At 61.6% G+C, this 16373-nt stretch carries 13 protein-coding genes; 5 read left to right on the top strand and 8 right to left on the bottom strand.

Features of this window, described 5'->3' with window-relative positions; translation table 11 throughout:
* Positions 1 to 14: 14 nt before the first annotated feature.
* Positions 15 to 905, bottom strand: coding sequence for a LysR family transcriptional regulator (locus tag HU731_RS18470; protein WP_186606509.1), 891 nt, complete (start codon positions 903 to 905; stop codon positions 15 to 17).
* A gap of 201 nt (positions 906 to 1106) precedes the next feature.
* Here HU731_RS18470 and HU731_RS18465 point away from each other — a divergent pair, with 201 nt between their 5' ends.
* Genes HU731_RS18465 through HU731_RS18450 form a run of 4 tightly spaced genes read left to right on the top strand, consistent with a single transcriptional unit; the run spans position 1107 to position 4483 of the window.
* Positions 1107 to 1442, top strand: a complete 336-nt coding sequence (locus HU731_RS18465) for a DMT family transporter (RefSeq protein ID WP_003188013.1) — start codon at positions 1107 to 1109, stop codon at positions 1440 to 1442.
* A gap of 55 nt (positions 1443 to 1497) precedes the next feature.
* Positions 1498 to 2673, top strand: coding sequence for an NAD(P)/FAD-dependent oxidoreductase (locus HU731_RS18460; protein ID WP_186606508.1), 1176 nt, complete (start codon positions 1498 to 1500; stop codon positions 2671 to 2673).
* Entirely contained in the window at positions 2670 to 3482 is an 813-nt protein-coding gene (locus tag HU731_RS18455; RefSeq protein ID WP_186606507.1) for an aldo/keto reductase, read from the top strand. The genes HU731_RS18460 and HU731_RS18455 overlap by 4 nt, the downstream gene beginning before the upstream one ends.
* Positions 3483 to 3523: 41 nt before the next feature.
* Positions 3524 to 4483: a hypothetical protein gene (locus HU731_RS18450; protein ID WP_032878252.1), complete on the top strand. Its 960-nt coding sequence runs from the start codon at positions 3524 to 3526 to the stop codon at positions 4481 to 4483.
* A gap of 27 nt (positions 4484 to 4510) precedes the next feature.
* Here the strand turns inward: HU731_RS18450 and hldE are convergent, their stop codons facing one another.
* Together hldE and msbA are read right to left on the bottom strand one after the other, a co-directional pair.
* Positions 4511 to 5935 carry a bifunctional D-glycero-beta-D-manno-heptose-7-phosphate kinase/D-glycero-beta-D-manno-heptose 1-phosphate adenylyltransferase HldE gene (hldE, locus tag HU731_RS18445; RefSeq protein ID WP_032893882.1) on the bottom strand — a complete coding sequence of 475 codons (1425 nt, stop codon included), beginning with the start codon at positions 5933 to 5935 and terminating at the stop codon, positions 4511 to 4513.
* Positions 5936 to 6164: 229 nt separating this feature from the next.
* Entirely contained in the window at positions 6165 to 7970 is a 1806-nt protein-coding gene (msbA, locus tag HU731_RS18440; protein WP_161906482.1) for a lipid A export permease/ATP-binding protein MsbA, read from the bottom strand.
* A gap of 158 nt (positions 7971 to 8128) precedes the next feature.
* Between msbA and HU731_RS18435 the strand changes: the two genes are divergently transcribed.
* Entirely contained in the window at positions 8129 to 9970 is a 1842-nt protein-coding gene (locus HU731_RS18435; protein WP_186606506.1) for an O-antigen ligase family protein, read from the top strand.
* 123 nt (positions 9971 to 10093) lie between these two features.
* On the opposite strand, the gene HU731_RS18430 is transcribed toward HU731_RS18435, so the two are convergent.
* The 5 genes from HU731_RS18430 to HU731_RS18410 all read right to left on the bottom strand — a co-directional run bounded on the left by HU731_RS18430 (position 10094) and on the right by HU731_RS18410 (position 16263).
* Positions 10094 to 10975 carry a glycosyltransferase gene (locus HU731_RS18430; protein WP_186606505.1) on the bottom strand — a complete coding sequence of 294 codons (882 nt, stop codon included), beginning with the start codon at positions 10973 to 10975 and terminating at the stop codon, positions 10094 to 10096.
* Positions 10972 to 12120, bottom strand: coding sequence for a glycosyltransferase family 4 protein (locus HU731_RS18425; protein ID WP_186606504.1), 1149 nt, complete (start codon positions 12118 to 12120; stop codon positions 10972 to 10974). Before HU731_RS18425 ends, HU731_RS18430 begins: the two co-directional genes overlap by 4 nt.
* 85 nt (positions 12121 to 12205) lie before the next feature.
* A complete protein-coding gene (locus tag HU731_RS18420) occupies positions 12206 to 13612 on the bottom strand; it encodes a PIG-L deacetylase family protein (RefSeq protein WP_186606503.1) in 1407 nt (468 codons plus the stop codon).
* Complete coding sequence (locus tag HU731_RS18415) at positions 13609 to 14505, bottom strand: GNAT family N-acetyltransferase (RefSeq protein WP_186606502.1); 897 nt, start codon at positions 14503 to 14505, stop codon at positions 13609 to 13611. Before HU731_RS18415 ends, HU731_RS18420 begins: the two co-directional genes overlap by 4 nt.
* A complete protein-coding gene (locus tag HU731_RS18410) occupies positions 14506 to 16263 on the bottom strand; it encodes a carbamoyltransferase family protein (RefSeq protein WP_186606501.1) in 1758 nt (585 codons plus the stop codon). It abuts the gene before it with no gap.
* Positions 16264 to 16373 lie beyond the last annotated feature (110 nt).

The following is a 16373-nucleotide window of genomic DNA, read 5'->3' as shown; positions in this document are numbered from 1 at the left end:
GTTTATCGGCTTTTTCAGTCGATCGCCTGCAAGCACTCGGCAAAACGTTTGGCCAAAAAGCGCGCGGCGGGCCCCAGGTGCTCGTCACGGCGCCACACCAGTTCCACCACCAGGGCAGGCGGGGTCCATTCGCTGGCCAATTCGACCATCTGTTGCTGGTAGGTCGGGTATTGCACGATATGCCGAGGCAGCCAGGCCCAGCCCAGACCACTCATCAGCCATTCGGCCAATACATAGAAGCTGTCGGCGCGCCACACCAGGGGGCTGGCCGCCTCGCTGCCGGGGTAGACGCTGGTCTGGGTCGACATCAGCAACTGCCGAAACTGGGCCAGGTGCTGGCACGTCACATACTGCTCCTTGGCCAACGGGTGATTGACTCCGCACACCGTGACCATTTCCACACTGCCCACCACCCGGCGCTCCAGGGCTTCGGGAATCTGGTCGTGATAGAACAGCAGGCCCAGGTCTGCCTTGCGCTCCACCAGCTTGCGCGCCACATCGCCCTGGGCCGCGCTGGACAACTGCACCTCCAGCAGCGGGTAGTGCACGGCCAGCGCCTCCAGGCTATCGAGTACTGGCTGGAACAACATCGCCTCATCCTGGGCCAGGCGCAGGCAGGCTTCCTCGCCGCGGGTCAACGATAAGGCCCGGCCCGTGAGGCGTTCACACTGGCGCAGCACCTCACGCGCTTCCTCCAGCAACACACTACCGGCTTCGGTGAGGCGTGGCTGGCGACCGCTGCTACGTTCGAACAGCAAGACGCCAAGGTCCGCCTCCAACAGCGCCACAGCGTTACTGACCGCCGATTGCGCCTTACGCTGCCCACGGGCCACGGCAGAAAACGAACGCTGCTCGGCAACGCTGACAAACAGGCGCATCTGCTCCAGATCCCATTGCACGCTCATGGCTCAACCTATCGCTATTCCAGATAGGTAATGACTTTACCCCATCTGACAGACGACTAGAATGCCGACCACTGCAGGAGCGAGCTTGCTCGCGAAAAACTCACCGGCGTCGCGTGTATTCAGAAAGCGCGAGTTATCGTCGACGTTTTTCGCGAGCAAGCTCGCTCCTACAGTTCTTGAAATCACACCGAGGACTTGCCCATGAATGCCGCCTACTACTACTTGGCCATCGCCATCTGCTCGGAAGTGATCGCCACCGTTTCCATGAAAGCCATCAAAGGCTGGAGCACCCCTATTCCGTTGTTGCTGGTGATCGTCGGTTACGGCGTCGCGTTCTGGATGCTGACCCTGGTGGTGCGCACCGTGCCGGTCGGCGTGGCGTACGCGGTATGGGCCGGGATGGGCATCGTGATGGTCAGCATCGCGGCGCTGTTCATCTACGGGCAAAAGCTGGATGTGCCGGCGATGCTGGGGATGGGCCTGATTGTGCTGGGCGTGGTGGTGATTCAGCTGTTCTCGAAAACCGCCGGGCACTGACCGCCACTCAACAGCCTGTATACTGCGCCTCTTGTCTTGAACACTGAGGTCGCCGATGCCATCCGTTATTTCCACCGACGTTCTGATTGTCGGCGCCGGGGTTGCCGGCCTCTGGCTCAATGCGCGCCTGCGCAGCCAGGGGTTTTCCACGGTACTGGTGGAAAGCGCCACCCTGGGCGGCGGGCAAAGCCTGAAGTCCCAGGGCATCATTCACGGCGGAGCGAAATACGCCCTGCATGGCGCCCTCACCGGCGCCTCCGAAGCCATTGCCGACATGCCGCGCCGCTGGCGTGAAGCCCTGGCCGGCAACGGCGAGCTGGACCTGTCCGGCGTACGCGTGCTGTCCCAGGCGCATTACTTGTGGTCGCCCGGCACGATTGCCGGCAACCTCACCAGCTTTTTTGCCAGCAAGGCCGTGCGTGGCCGCGTCGATCAGGTCAAGGGCGACGAACTGCCCCTGGCGCTGCAGAACCCTCGCTTCAAAGGCAAGGTCTATCGCCTGGCCGAGCTGGTGGTGGACGTGCCCAGCCTGATCAACCGCCTGGCGCAGTTGGCCGGTGACGGTCTGCTCGCAGGTGTGCACATCGAACCGCTGCTGGACGGTGACACCCTGGTGGGCTTGAAAGTCGATGGCCGTGAGATCCGCGCCCAGCGCATCGTGTTGAGCGCTGGCGGCGGCACGGCGGACTTGCTCACGGCCCTGGGCCATAGCCAGCCGGCCATGCAAAAACGCCCACTGCACATGATCATCGCCAAGGGCCCCGGCCTCAAGCCGCTGTATGCCCACTGCCTGGGCGGCGGTACCAAGCCACGGATCACCGTCACCACTCATCCAGCCGCCGATGGCAACTGGGTGTGGTACATGGGCGGCGATATCGCCGAGGCTGATGGCGTGGCGCGCACGCCGCAAGAACAGATCGCCACCGCGCAGAAAGAGCTGGCGCAACTGCTGCCCTGGATCGACATGAGCCAGACCCAGTGGGCCACTCTGCGGGTGGATCGCGCCGAGCCGCTGCAATCGGGGCTGAGCCGTCCCGATAACGCGTTTCTTGCCGAAGACGGTCGCCTGCTGGTCGGCTGGCCAACCAAACTGGCCCTGGCGCCGGACTTCGCCGACCGCGTACTCCACGCCCTGGAGCGCGATGGTATCCACCCAAGCGCCAGCGCCCCTCTGCCCGAGCTGCCAAAACCGGCAATCGGCCAACCCGCCTGGGAGCAACTGTTGCCATGAGCCTGCCAACCCTGCACGACCTGCATCGCCCGCTGGGCAGCACCGGCCTGTTGGTGTCGCCCCTGGGCCTGGGCACCGTCAAGTTGGGCCGCGACCAAGGGGTGAAATACCCCAACGGCTTTCAGATCCCTGGCGACGACGAGGCGCGCATGCTGTTGCGCCAGGCCCGCGAGCTGGGCATCAACCTGATCGACACCGCGCCGGCCTATGGCATGAGCGAAGAGCGCCTGGGGCCGCTGCTGCGTGATCAGCGCAAGGACTGGGTGATCGTCAGCAAGGTGGGCGAAGAGTTTGCCAACGGCGTGTCCCATCACGATTTCAGCGCGGCCCATACGCGGATGTCGATTGAACGCAGCCTGAAACGACTTGAAACGGATTTTATCGACCTGGTACTGGTGCACTCCGATGGTAACGACTTGCATATCCTCAATGATTGCGAGGTTTACCAGACCCTGGCGCAGTTGAAGAAAGACGGCAAGATCCGTGGTTTCGGCTTCTCCGGCAAAACCGTCGAAGGCGGCGTGAAAGCACTGGAACAGGGCGATTGCGCGATGGTCACCTACAACCTCAATGAACAGGCCGAGAAGGCCGTGATCGACTATGCGGCCGCCCACGGCAAGGGCATCCTGGTGAAAAAGGCCCTGGCCAGCGGCCATGTATGCCTGGAAGCTGGAATGGATCCAATTCAGGCCAGTTTCACCTTGTTGTTCGCGCAAACGGGCGTCGCCAGTGCTATTGTCGGGACCATTAATCCGCTGCACCTGGCCCATAACGTAGCAACTGCTGCCCGGGTCATTCGTCAACTCTGATGCCGCCCACGCGGCCGACCCCGTCGCAAGAAGGAGCCGACATGCCGCGTACGCTCATAAGAAAGAACCCCAGCAACTTCAAAACACTGCCGCTGCACGTCGAAGCCACCCCCGAAGGCCTGAGCTACCAGAGCGTCGGCATGCCGCTCAACTTCGCCCAGACCCTGCAGCGGCGCAAGCCGGTCGAGGTGCCAGACGCCGAGCGCTTCGCCCTGGAACTGGCGAACCTCGGCGTCTCGGTACGCCTGACCCTGCACTGGCAAAACAAGGACTACTGGGTGCTGGTGCGCCAACGCCGCCAGGACCGTGGCGACGTGGTGCTCAAGCTGATCTCCGGCTACGTCCCGGCCCATGAACTGAACCTGCCGCTGCACACCGCCATCCAGGAAATCGCCGAGGAGTGCCTCCTCGAAACCCCCGAAGGCTGGCTCGGCGGGCGCTTCAACGACACCTGGCTGCCGGCGCCCTACTCCGCGGCCCTGCATTACCGCGAGGCCCTGCCGTTTCGCCTCAGCCCATTATCAGGCGCCGCGCGCCCGGTACGCTGCGCCACCACCCAGCTGATCGAACGCCCACGGGCCTACGTGCACCTGCCGACCGCCTCGCTGCAATTGATTTATGACCTGCGCCTGGAAGTGCCGAAGGAAGCCAAGTCCCTCAGTTTGTTTCATGTGGATGAGCGTTTGGAGGGTGACCAACTGGTGGCGCGCCTGGATCGTCAGCGCCCGGACCTGTACTTGATGCCGCTCAAAGACGGCGAGCCACTGGCAGAGTTGTACACGGTCAAGAAAGACCAGCTGTACCCGGCCAGCACGCGCGGCCTGTACCTGGCGGAAAGCTTTGCCCAGCAAGAGGGCTGGCTGGTGCGCGATGAGCGCATTCGCTGGAAGGACTGGCTCAGGCAGCAGGGCCTGGCAGAACCGGAAAAAGACTCCAAGCTCAAGCGCTTGACCGGCAAGGCACGGCAGATGCTGCGCAAGATCGTGCCGAAGAAAAGCTAGGGGCGAGCAGGCTCGCCCCACGGGGTATCACTCGTTGTTGCGGATCTTCTCGACAATCGCGGTGGTCGAGCTGTTTTCAACCAGCCCCAGCACTTTGACCGTGCCGCCGTAGGCGCTGACGATGTCCGCACCCACCACCTGGTCGACGCTGTAGTCACCGCCCTTGACCAGCACATCGGGCTTGACCTGGGCCAGCAGGTTTTCCGGGGTGCCTTCAGAGAAGCTGATCACCCAGTCCACCGCGCCCAAACCTGCGAGTACCGCCATGCGCCGGTCAACACTGTTGATCGGGCGGCCAGGACCTTTCAAGCGGCTGACCGACGCGTCATCGTTGACCGCAACGATCAGGCGGTCACCTTGAGCGCTGGCCTGTTCCAGGTACGTCACATGCCCGGCGTGCAGGATGTCAAAGCAGCCGTTGGTGAACACAATGCTTTCGTTGTGGGCGCGGGCGTCGTCAATCGCCAGCAGCAATTGCTCCAGGCCCAGCACACCGCGCTCCGAGCCTTCGGAACGCTGGATGGCGCGGCGCAACTCAGGAGCGCTGATGGCAGCGGTACCCAGCTTGCCGACCACAATGCCCGCCGCCAGGTTGGCCAGGGCCACGGCGTGGGGCAGTTCTTCACCGGCGGCAATGGAGGCTGCCAGGGTGGAGATCACGGTGTCACCGGCACCGGTGACGTCGAACACTTCACGGGCACGCGCCGGCAGGTGCATGGCCGGGTGGCCCGGACGCAACAGGGTCATGCCGTGCTCGCCACGGGTCACCAGCAAGGCGCCCAGGTCGAGATCGGCCATCAATGCTGCGCCCTTGCTCACCAGCTCGTGCTCATCGGCACACCCGCCGACGATGGTCTCGAACTCACTGAGGTTTGGCGTGAGCAGGCTGGCGCCTCGGTAAACCGAGAAGTCCTTGCCCTTGGGATCGGCCAGCACCGGGATGTTGCGGGCCTTGGCGGCCTGGATCAACACCTGGTGATTCTGCAAGGCGCCTTTGCCGTAGTCGGACAACACCAGCACCTTGATACCGTCGAGCAACGCGTCGACCTGGTCGCCGAGGGCCAGGGCGTCGGTGGCGAAGGGTTCTTCAAAATCGATACGCAGCAACTGCTGGTGACGGCTCATGACCCGCAGCTTGACGATCGTCGGCTGATGGGCAATGCGCTGGAACAACGCACGCACGCCAGCGCCCTGCAGGCTGTTGGCCAGGCTTTCGGCCGCTTCGTCGTCGCCGGTCACCCCCACCAGGGAAGCCGGGGCGCCGAGCGCGGCAATATTGAGCGCGACGTTAGCAGCGCCACCTGGGCGGTCTTCGATTTGCTCGACCTTGACGACCGGCACCGGAGCCTCAGGGGAAATCCGTGAGGTACCACCATGCCAGTAACGGTCGAGCATGACATCGCCGACCACCAAGACAGCGGCTTGATTGAATCGCGGCATGGACAACTTCATGGAGCAACCCACATACAAAATGAACAGGGGCGCGATATTAGCACAGGGTTTGCGATGGCTTGCGACCACCGCAGGGCAAATGTGGGAGGGGATTTGCTCTCTGTAGGAGCGAGCTTGCTCGCGAAAAACTCACAGACGCCGTGTTTATTCAGGAAGCGCGGTTTATCGTTGAGGTTTTTCGCGAGCGAGCTCGCTCCTACATTTCCTTTACACCGTGATGCCGGTTGGATCAGGTGATATCAGCCTGCACCGGCGCATCCAGGCCCATGGCATGCAGGCGAGCGTAGTAACCGTTCTGCGCCAACAACTCGCCATGGGTACCGCGCTCGACAATCCGCCCGTCGTCCATCACCAGGATCAAGTCAGCCTTCTCGATGGTGGACAAACGGTGCGCAATCACCAGGGTCGTGCGGCCTTGCATGACCTTATCGAGTGCCGCCTGGATATGCCGCTCGGACTCAGTATCAAGAGCCGAGGTAGCCTCATCGAGGATCAGCAACGGCGCGTTCTTGAGCAACGCACGGGCAATCGCCAAGCGCTGACGCTGGCCGCCGGACAACAACACACCGTTCTCGCCCACCTGAGTATCAAAGCCCTTGGGCAACTGATCGATGAAGTCCTTGGCATTGGCATCCGCCGCCGCCGCCTCAACGTCGGCACGAGGCGCACCGGCCAGGTCGCCATAGGCGATGTTGTTGGTCACGGTGTCGCTGAACAGCGTCACATGCTGGGTGACCTGGGCAATGTGCTTGCGCAGGTTGAGCAGCTTGTAGTCTTCGATCTCGATGCCATCGAGCAGGATTTCACCGCTTTCATGGTGGTAGAAGCGCGGAATCAGGCTCGCCAGGGTCGACTTGCCACTGCCCGAACGCCCCACCAGCGCAATCATCTGCCCAGGCTCGGCGGTAAAGCTGATGTCCTTGAGCACATGGCGATCGGTGCCAGGGTAGGTGAAGTTCAGGTGACGCACTTCCAGGCGACCGCTGACCTTGTCACGTTCAATAGTGCCGTGGTCGACCTCAACGTCTTCGTCCAGCTGTTCGAAGATGCTTTCGGCGCCCGCTACACCTTTCTGGATGGTCGAGCTGACCTCCGAGAGTTGGCGGATCGGCTTGGGCAACAAGCCCGCCAGGGTGATGTAGGCCACCATGTCACCCGCCGAGGCGTCGCCACGCAGGTACAGCACCAGGAACATCAGCACGGCCATGGCGGAGTAGATCACCAATTGCAGCGCCGGGGTGTAGATCGCCCCGGTGCGAGTCATGCGCAGTTGCTTGTTGGTGTTGCTCTGGCTGGCTTTGAAAAAGCGCTTCTGTTCGTAGACTTCGCCGCCGAAACTGCGCACCACGCGGTAGCCCTGGATGGTCTCCGAGGCCACGTGGGTCACGTCGCCCATGGCCACCTGGATCTTCTTGCTCTGCTTACGGAATTTCTTGCTGGCGGTACTGACCATCACCGCAATCAACGGCAGGATCGCGATCATCACCAACGTGAGGCGCCAGTTCATGTACAGCAAGGAAGCGAACAGGAAGATCACCGTCATGCCTTCGCGAATCACCACCTTGATGGCATCGGTCGCGGCACCCGTGACCATGGTCACGTTGAAGGTGATGCGGGAAATCAGATGCCCGGAGTTGTGGTTATCGAAGTAGCGGTTGGGCAGCGTCAGCAGGTTGTTGAACAGCTGTACCCGCAAGTCGTGGACCAGGCCCAGGGAGACCTTGGCCAACAGGTAGTTGCCCAAAAACGAACCCAGGCCCTGCCAGGCCGCGATCAGGATGATCAGCAGCGGCACCGCCTGCAGCAATTGCAGGTCGCGCAAAAAGGGCACGGTCGGGAACAGCACGGCTTCCGGATTGGAGAGACCGTCGACAAAGTACTTGAGGATGTAACCCAGCATCGGTTGGGTCGACGCGAAAATCAGAAATCCAAGGATACTCAACGCGAACAAGCCCATATAGGGCTTAACGTAACTGAGCAGGCGGAAGTATATTTTCAAGCTCGAAGGGCTTGCGCTCGGACTGGAGTCGGTCATATCACGCGGCGTTTTGAAAAAGGAGGCTGACTTTAGCACAGCTTCTCTGTTGTACTTGCACCCGGCGTAAGCCGCGGCCCGGTTGGATCCTACCGGCGACATTACTTAGCCACTAGCTTAAGATGGTCGGCTTTCTCTTTCTGGAATGGCTTTACTGTATGCACTCCAAGCGCCTTACCTATGGCTCAAATCGCGTTTTCGACTTCCTGGTCCTATGGATTTTGCCTGTTGGCTTGTTGCTGCTCCTGAGTGCACTGTTCTTTGTCGGCAATCGCAATGTACTGCACCGCATTGTCTACATCCTGTTCAGCGTACCGACCTTGTTTCTGTTATGCATGCGCCCTCGGGAGTTCAAGGACCTGCTGCGCGAGCCCCTGGCGATCGCGTTTCTGGCGTTCTCCGCCTGGGCGTTGACCAGCCTGCTCTGGAGCCCCGCGCCCAGTTCCGATACCGACCTGTTCAAGCGGCCGTTGAATACCTTCATGCTGTTTGGTGGCTGCGGATTGCTGCTGCATTACCGTAACGAATTGTTCAAGCCGATCTTCTTCAGCGCTGCGGTAATTGCGCTGGTGGTGAGCCTGGGTAACCTGGTGGCGTTCGCCAAGGGCTATCAACCTGGCATGCGCATGATCGGCGGGCTGGGCGCCCTCGACAACCCGCTGCTCAGCTCGCACCTGTTCGGTTTTTTCACCGTGTACTGGCTGTACGTCTGCATGACCACCCAGCGTCTGAACGTGCTGTGGTTCAGCGTACCGGCTCTGGCAATCATGACCGCTGCGGTGCTGGCGACCGGCTCACGCACGCCGTTGGTGGCGCTGACGCTGGCCATACTTTGGATGAGCTTTGTCAGCCGTAATCGACGCGCTGCGCTACTAATCACCGGCATGGTACTGGGCGCCGCCGGACTCCTGTTGTTCTTCCCCGAAATGATCACTGGACGCGGCAGCTCGTTCCGCTTCCAGCTGTGGACCATGACATTGCAGCTTATTGCCGAGCACCCTTGGATCGGGCATAGCTACGATTCCGAGCTCTACCTAATGGTGGCCAATGACTACCAACTGCGCGAGCCCCACAGCTTTGCCCTCGGCGTACTTTATTACGTCGGTATCATCGGCTTTATCCCGTGGATTTTCATGCTCGGATGGGGCCTGTACAAAGGCCTGAAGGAACGCGCCCAGCCGCTGTTCATCCTGGCATCGTCACTGCTGGCCTACGGCATCGGAGCGGGCCTGACCGAAGGCGGCGGCATCCTGTCGCGCCCTAAGGAGCACTGGTTCCTGCTGTGGATTCCCTTGGCAATTATCACTGGCCTGAGCCTCGCCCAGCGCCATCGCAGCCTGCTGCGCATGAAGGTGCAGAATCTCAAGCCCGCCGCGCTTGAACAGCTGTGCAGTAACGCCCATGTGATTGAAGCCGATGGCCTGGGGCCCAAAGTCCTGCGCCTGGAGGACGGCAGTTTCCTCAAGCTGTTCCGCCCACGCCGCTGGTACACCTCCGGCAGCTTCAACCCGTACTCCGAGCGCTTTGCCAGCAACAGCGAGCAACTGCGCACCCTGGGCATTCCTACGCCGCACATCCTCGGGCTCTACCGCCTGGGCGACGCCAGCAGCGCAGTGCGCTACACGCCATTGCCCGGCCTGACGCTACGCCAAGCGTTGCAAAGCCTGGACAGCAGCCTGCGTGAATCACTGGTTGAGCGCTTTGGACGGTTCATGGCGCAACTGCACGAGCGCGGCGTGTACTTCCGCTCGCTGCACCTGGGTAACGTGTTGTTGATGGACGATGGTGAATTCGCCCTGATCGACGTGGCTGACCTGCGCATCTACCCGTCTTCACTGCGTCATGCCCTGCGCCAACGTAACCTGCGCCACATGCAGCGTTATCCACAGGACCGCAACTGGCTGTTCGAAACGCACTTCGAACAACTGCTCAAGGGCTACGCCTCGGTGGCAAGCCCAGCCGCCACTGCGAAAATCCGCGAGCAGGTCCAAAACCTGTAAACACCTTCTGTAGGAGCGAGCTTGCTCGCGAAAAACTCACCGGCACCGCGTTTATTCAGGAAGCACGCGTTATCGTTGACGTTCTTCGCGAGCAAGCTCGCTCCTACAGGGTGCGGTGGCGGTTCAGTTTTTGAGTGGTGCCAGATACAACCGCACCAGCCCACGCAAGGTCTTGCGCCCCCAGAACCTCAACGGGATCTGCTTGAGAATCTCCCGCGCCAACGGGCGATCGCGGTGGGCGGTCTTGAGGAACATCGAGTTCAGGAAGTTGTAGCGAACCGCGTCGTAGGCCGGGTGTTCGCTGAACTTGGCGTAGGTCTTGAGGATATTCTGGATCATGTAGCGGTGGTTCTTGTACGTGTTGCTGGCGTGCTGGCGATACTGGGCCATCACCACGTCAAGGGCGTCGATGGTGTAACCCGCCGCAGTGATCTTCAGCTGGATCAGCAGGTCTTCCAGGGGAATCTGCGGATCGAAACCACCGACCTCCTCCAGCACTTCGCGACGAATCAGCATGGTCGGCGCCGGTGGAAACGGCTTGCGGTCCAGGAACAGGTCGTCAAAGTCCAGACGGCGAAACGGCACGTCGCGACGTTGTTTCTTCTCCGGGTGCAGGTTGCCGTCCCCGTCGATCAGCTCGATATTGCCGGCACACATGCCCACCTTCGGCTTGCCGTCCATATACGCTACCTGAGTGGCGAGACGGTCCGGCAACATGATGTCATCCGAGCCGAACGGTGCGATCAGGCTGCCCTTGGCGCGAGCAATCGCACCGTTCAAGGTGGCGCTGAGCCCTTGGTTCTGCTGCACCTGGAAATCAAAGCCGTGCTCGGCCTGCAAACGCCGGATGCGTTCGACGCTGTCATCCTTGGAGCCGTCGTCGACCACCAACAGCTCGATATTGAGGTAGGTCTGCCCAAGCACGCTAAGAATGCTCTGTTCGATGTACTGGCCATGGTTGTAGGAGGCGATGATCACCGAGACCAGGGGTTGTGGCTGATTCATGCTCTACCTACTTCACGCAAACCGGTTTCAATCAGGGTCAGGTACTTGTGCTTGAACTCGTCGAGGGTGTGGTTGGCCTCCAGATAGCGGAACACCTCTTCACCCTTGGCACGTAATTGTTCATCGCTCAAGGCCAGGTAAGTGTCCAGGGCCGCAGCCAGTTGTTCGACATTGCCCGGGTCGTGGGACAGGCCGCCCGCGCCCTGCACCAGCGGCAGCATCGCCGGGCCGTTGGAGGCGATCACCGGCAGATGGCCGCTCATGCCTTCCAGCAGGGCCAGGCCCAGGCCTTCAAACAGCGACGGCATGGTCCAGATATCGAAGCCACGCACGTACTTCATGCCGTCTTCGCGAAAGCCGAGCAAGTGTGCACGGCCGGTCAGGCCCAGGCGCTCGATGTCTGCGTGCAGGTCGGCTTCGGCACGGCCGGAACCTATGATGCCCACCTGCGCCTCAGGGTATTTGTCCTTGAGCGTGGCGAAGGCTTGCAGCAGATGGGTATGGCCCTTGATCGGCACCAGGCGCCCAAGGGCGCCGATCATCCGTGCGTCCATGGGCAGGCCCAGGGCCTTGCGCGCGTCCTCGCGGGACAGCTGCAAAGCCTCTGCCTGGGGAATGTCGATCGCGTTGGTGACGTAGGTGGTGTTCTCACGGGTGAAGCCGCAGTTGAGGTCTACCAGGTAGTCCTTGACCGCTTCGGACACACCGACAAAGCGCCACGCCGGGCTGACCCAGCGCTGGGTCTGACGCCGACGGTAACCACGGGCGTACTCGCCAAAGCCGTGGGAGATGCCGATGCACAGCGGGATCTTCAACCAGCGGTTGAGCGACAGCATCATGTTCACCGACTTGAAGCGGTTACAGATGACCACGTCGAACTTCTGCTCGCGGCAGTACTTGTAGATCTGCCACATGGCGCCAAAGCGAATGCCCTTGAGGGACTTCTCCGGCAGCTCGAAATAATGCGAGTGCTCGGCCACGCTCAGGGGCTGGCCGGGCAGCGGGCGCCCGCTGAGAAATCCAGAGGTCACCTCGAAGCGCTCAGCCGGCAGGGATTTGACGATTTGCTCACCCAAGTCGGCGAAGTCATGGGTCTTGACGTTGTAGTCCGGCTGTAACTGCAAAACCTTGAAACGAGGCTTCATAACTCTCCATGCAGCGATCTGGCTACGGGCACGCAGCCCGGTAAAAAGGGCGACAGGCGCATACCGGCCTGCCTTCAATCGGCTCTCAGTCCTGCTTCAGGACCCACAACAGCTCGTGACGACGCACGGCCTTGCGAAAGAATTCGTTCTCGCCGTAAGGCGATGGCCTACGGCCCGCCAGCAGTTGCTGCAACCACCTACGCACTCGACGCTTGAACGGCGCTGGCGGCTGCAGGTCGTGCATCATGCCCAGGGCCATGGCCTTGTCCTGCTGCTGGCTCAAGGCGAGGGCGAAACTGCACGGCACCAGTTCCACAGCACCATCGAAACGTGGCGGCAGCGCCACGCCAGCGCCGGAATCGCCCATGGGCCAGCGGTCGTTATCATGCAGGTGATTGGCGTAGCCGAGCAATGTGTCGGGCTGCCACTCCAGGCCTTGCAAGGCTTCCAGCACTGCCGCATGGGCGCAGATATGGTCGGCGTGGGGGTCCAGCAACGGCGTGGGCAACACGATCACCTGGGGCCGTGCCTTGAGCAGCAGCGCCCGCAGGTCGGCGATCAGGTTATGCCAGGTTGGCGCGCCATCAGCATCGCCAGGCAGGGAAAAACCATTGAACTGGCGAAACAGCCGCGTATCGGCCAAATCCGCTTCGCGCGAGGCTTGAGGCTGATCCGGTGCGGCCTGCATGGCTTGCAACTGCATGCAGAAGTAGCCCAACTGCACGCACTGCGCCTCTGGCACGCCGGCCCAGCGGGGCACGGCGACGCTGTCCCAGGCCCGCAAGCGGCCCTTCAGGCGTGCAGCTTCAGCCTTGGGCAGGCCCATGTGCTGATAATGCTCGGCCTCGATTTCACCCGCCGTCAGCGTAACGATCCAGCTTTCAGCCGCCTGGCTGTAAAGGCTGAACGCAGCCAGTTCGGCATCGTCGGCATGGGGCGCGATCACCATCACACGTTGCTGGCGATAGTCCGGTTGGCGAAAGCGCCACAGCGTCGGCTGGCCCTTGATCCGGCAAAAACGCCCGCGCAAGTTGAGGTTGCCCGCCGCCAAGGCTTCGGCGGCGCCGGTCAGGTTCAGATAACGCCGCCCGGCGACGCCGCGTTCGAAGGCTTGCCGGTCTGGAGTTTCCAGGCCCAACAGATCTATTGCGGGGTCGAAGAAACGCCCCAGCCAGGTACTGTTCAACTCAACGCCGACGATCAGGGTTTCATCCGCCGCCAACGGCGCATCCAGCAGCAGTCGGCCCGCCTCCAGGCGCAAGCCCGGCTGTTCGCTGCCGGCCGGGAACGCGTACTCATAGCTGTCTTTAGGCGAGTAAAACAGGTGATCGGCAAACCAGGCTTCGTGGGCCGCCCACAGCAGCACCGCAAGGATCAGCGGCAACCACCAGGCCACCAGTACGCCGGTGGCGACCAGCACCAGCACGCCGATCAATAGCGCAATACGCTTGTTACGCCGATGACGCTTGAGCAGTTGCTGTTTACGGCTCATACACTGAACACCGGCACCGGGTTGCACCAGCGCTCCTTGTATTCGCGGTCGGAACGCCCGAAGGAAAAGCGCAGTGACTTGTTCGCCGCCCGCGCCTGCTCCCAGGCACTTTGGGTATTGAGAAAACTCAGCACGCTGCCGGGGCTGAATGCGCGGGTTTCAGGGGCTACGCCGCCGTTGACATACTCGGCGCTGAACCACTCGTTGGACTGCACCTGATACACCAATTGCACCGCAATCGGCGCGTCGTTCAGAAACAGCACCGAGCCGAACAGGAATTCCTTGAGCAGCTCCAGCACCTCGGCCAGGCGCGCCGCGCCCGCCGCCGGGAAGCCCCAACGGCGCTGGAACAGGTCGCAATAAATCGCCGCCAGTTCTACGCTCGAGAACTCACTGACCGCCCGTACCACACCGCCCGCCTCTTCCAACAGGCGCAGTTCACGCCGCTGGTTGTAGCGAAACTTCTTCGACAGGTCTTCAGGAGTACGCGCCATGGCCAACTGCTCGGCCTGGGGCTTGAGGGTGCTCACGCGCCCCTCGTTCAGCGCCGAGAGGTAGCGCGCACGATGCCGCAACGGCACCTGCGCATCGGCGGCAATCGGCAGGATGATCTCGGCATTGCCCAGGTCAAACAGGCCTTTCTTGCCGCTGCGCTTGAGTACGTCTTTGGACAGCGCCAGGTCGCGACCCCACGTGGCGATTACCCCCTTGAGTTCACCACCTTGCTCCCAGCCCAAGTAGCGCACGGGTATCTGCGCCAGGCCGGCCAGCCGCTCGATCACCTGGGGATGGGTCGCCACGCTGCCGCCGTAACGCTGCCAGGCCTGGGCGTAAACCTCGGCCTCGACAGGCGCCCAGCCACGTTCACGCCAGCCCTGGAAGCGGTTCAGCATTTAAACCACGGCGTCATAAGGGTCCACGCCGTCCTTGACCACGAGGATGTCTTCCATGATCAGGTACTGCAGGTCCGAACCGAAGAACATGTTCAGCGCGTCGGTCGGCGAGCAGATCATCGCTTCGCCACGACGGTTAAGCGAGGTGTTCAGGGACACGCCGTTGCCGGTCAGCACTTCCAGCTCTTTCATCATGTCGTAGTAGCGCGGGTTGTATTCGCGCTTGAGCACTTGGGCGCGGGAAGTACCGTCTTCGTGTACCACTTCCGGTACGCGGGTCTTCCACTCTTCGGCGACTTCAAAGGTGAAGGTCATGAACGGCGCCGGGTGATCGACCTTGATCATCTGCGGGGCCACGGTGTCGAGCATCGACGGGCAGAAAGGCCTCCAGCGCTCGCGGAACTTGATCTGGTGGTTGATGCGATCTGCAACGCCGGTCGCACTTGGGCAACCGATGATCGAACGACCGCCCAAGGCACGCGGGCCAAACTCCATGCGGCCCTGGAACCAGGCCACCGGGTTGCCGTCGACCATGATCTTGGCAATGCGCTTAGGCATGTTCTCGATCTTGCGCCAGTTCGGCTTGCTCTCGTGCTTGGCGCAGGCGGCAATCACGTCTTCGTTGCTGTAGGACGGGCCAAGGTAGACGTGTTCCATCTTCTCGACCGGTACGCCACGGGCGTGGGACACATAGGCAGCCGCACCCACAGCGGTACCGGCATCGCCGGAGGCCGGTTGCACGAACAGTTCTTTGACGTCGTCACGGGCAATGATTTTCTGGTTCAGCTTGACGTTCAACGCACAGCCGCCGGCGAAGGCCAGCTTGCCGGTGTCCTTGAGGATGTCGCCCAGGTAATGGTCGATCATCTGCAAGGCCAGTTTCTCGAACAGCGCCTGCATGCTGGCCGCGTAGTGGATGTAAGGCTCGTCGGCGATGTCGCCTTCACGTTTCGGCCCCAGCCACTCGATCAGTTTTGGCGAGAAGTAGAAACCCTTGCCCTTTTCTTTGTAGCGGCGCAGGCCGATGACGTTGGCGTAGTCGGTGTTGATCACCAGCTCGCCGTTTTCAAAGGAGGCCAGGCGCGAGAAGTCGTATTTGCTGGCATCGCCGTACGGCGCCATGCCCATGACCTTGAACTCACCGTCGAGCATCTCGAAACCGAGGAACTCGGTGATTGCACCGTACAGGCCGCCGAGGGAGTCCGGATCGTAGAATTCCTTGATCTTGCGGATCTTGCCGTTTTCGCCGTAGCCAAAGAAGGTGGTGGCGTACTCGCCCTTGCCGTCAATGCCCAGGATCGCGGTTTTTTCCTGGAAGCCCGAGCAGTGGTAGGCACTGGAGGCGTGAGCCAGGTGGTGTTCAACCGGTTCGATCTTGATTTTCTTCGGATCGAAGCCCAGTTGCTCCAGGCACCAGACGATCTTGTTGCGATAGCGCTTGTAGCGACGGTTGCCCATCAGGATCGCGTCGAGGGCGCGGTCCGGGGCGTACCAGTAACGCTTGGCGTAGTGCCAGCGCGCCTCGCCGAACAGGCTGATCGGGGCGAACGGGATCGCCACCACATCAACGTCCGAAGGCTTGATGCCGGCCTGTTCCAGGCAGAACTTCGCCGACTCGTAGGGCATGCGGTTCTTTGCATGTTTGTCGCGTACGAAGCGCTCTTCTTCGGCGGCCGCAATCAGCTTGCCATCGATATACAGGGCTGCGGAAGGATCATGGCTAAGGGCGCCGGACAGGCCAAGAATCGTCAATGCCACTGGGGTCTAGCCTCTTTTAGTCTGCATGCAGGCGCATCGCGCCTGAAAAAAGTGTGCTTCCCGCCGGGGCGGGAAACAGCTAAAGGGCGGGATTATAGCTTAAAAGCAGA

This window comes from Pseudomonas salmasensis, assembly GCF_014268375.2.
GTDB lineage: Bacteria > Pseudomonadota > Gammaproteobacteria > Pseudomonadales > Pseudomonadaceae > Aquipseudomonas > Aquipseudomonas salmasensis.
Note: the sequence above shows the minus strand (reverse complement) of the source record. Positions and strands in the feature narration are given on the sequence as shown.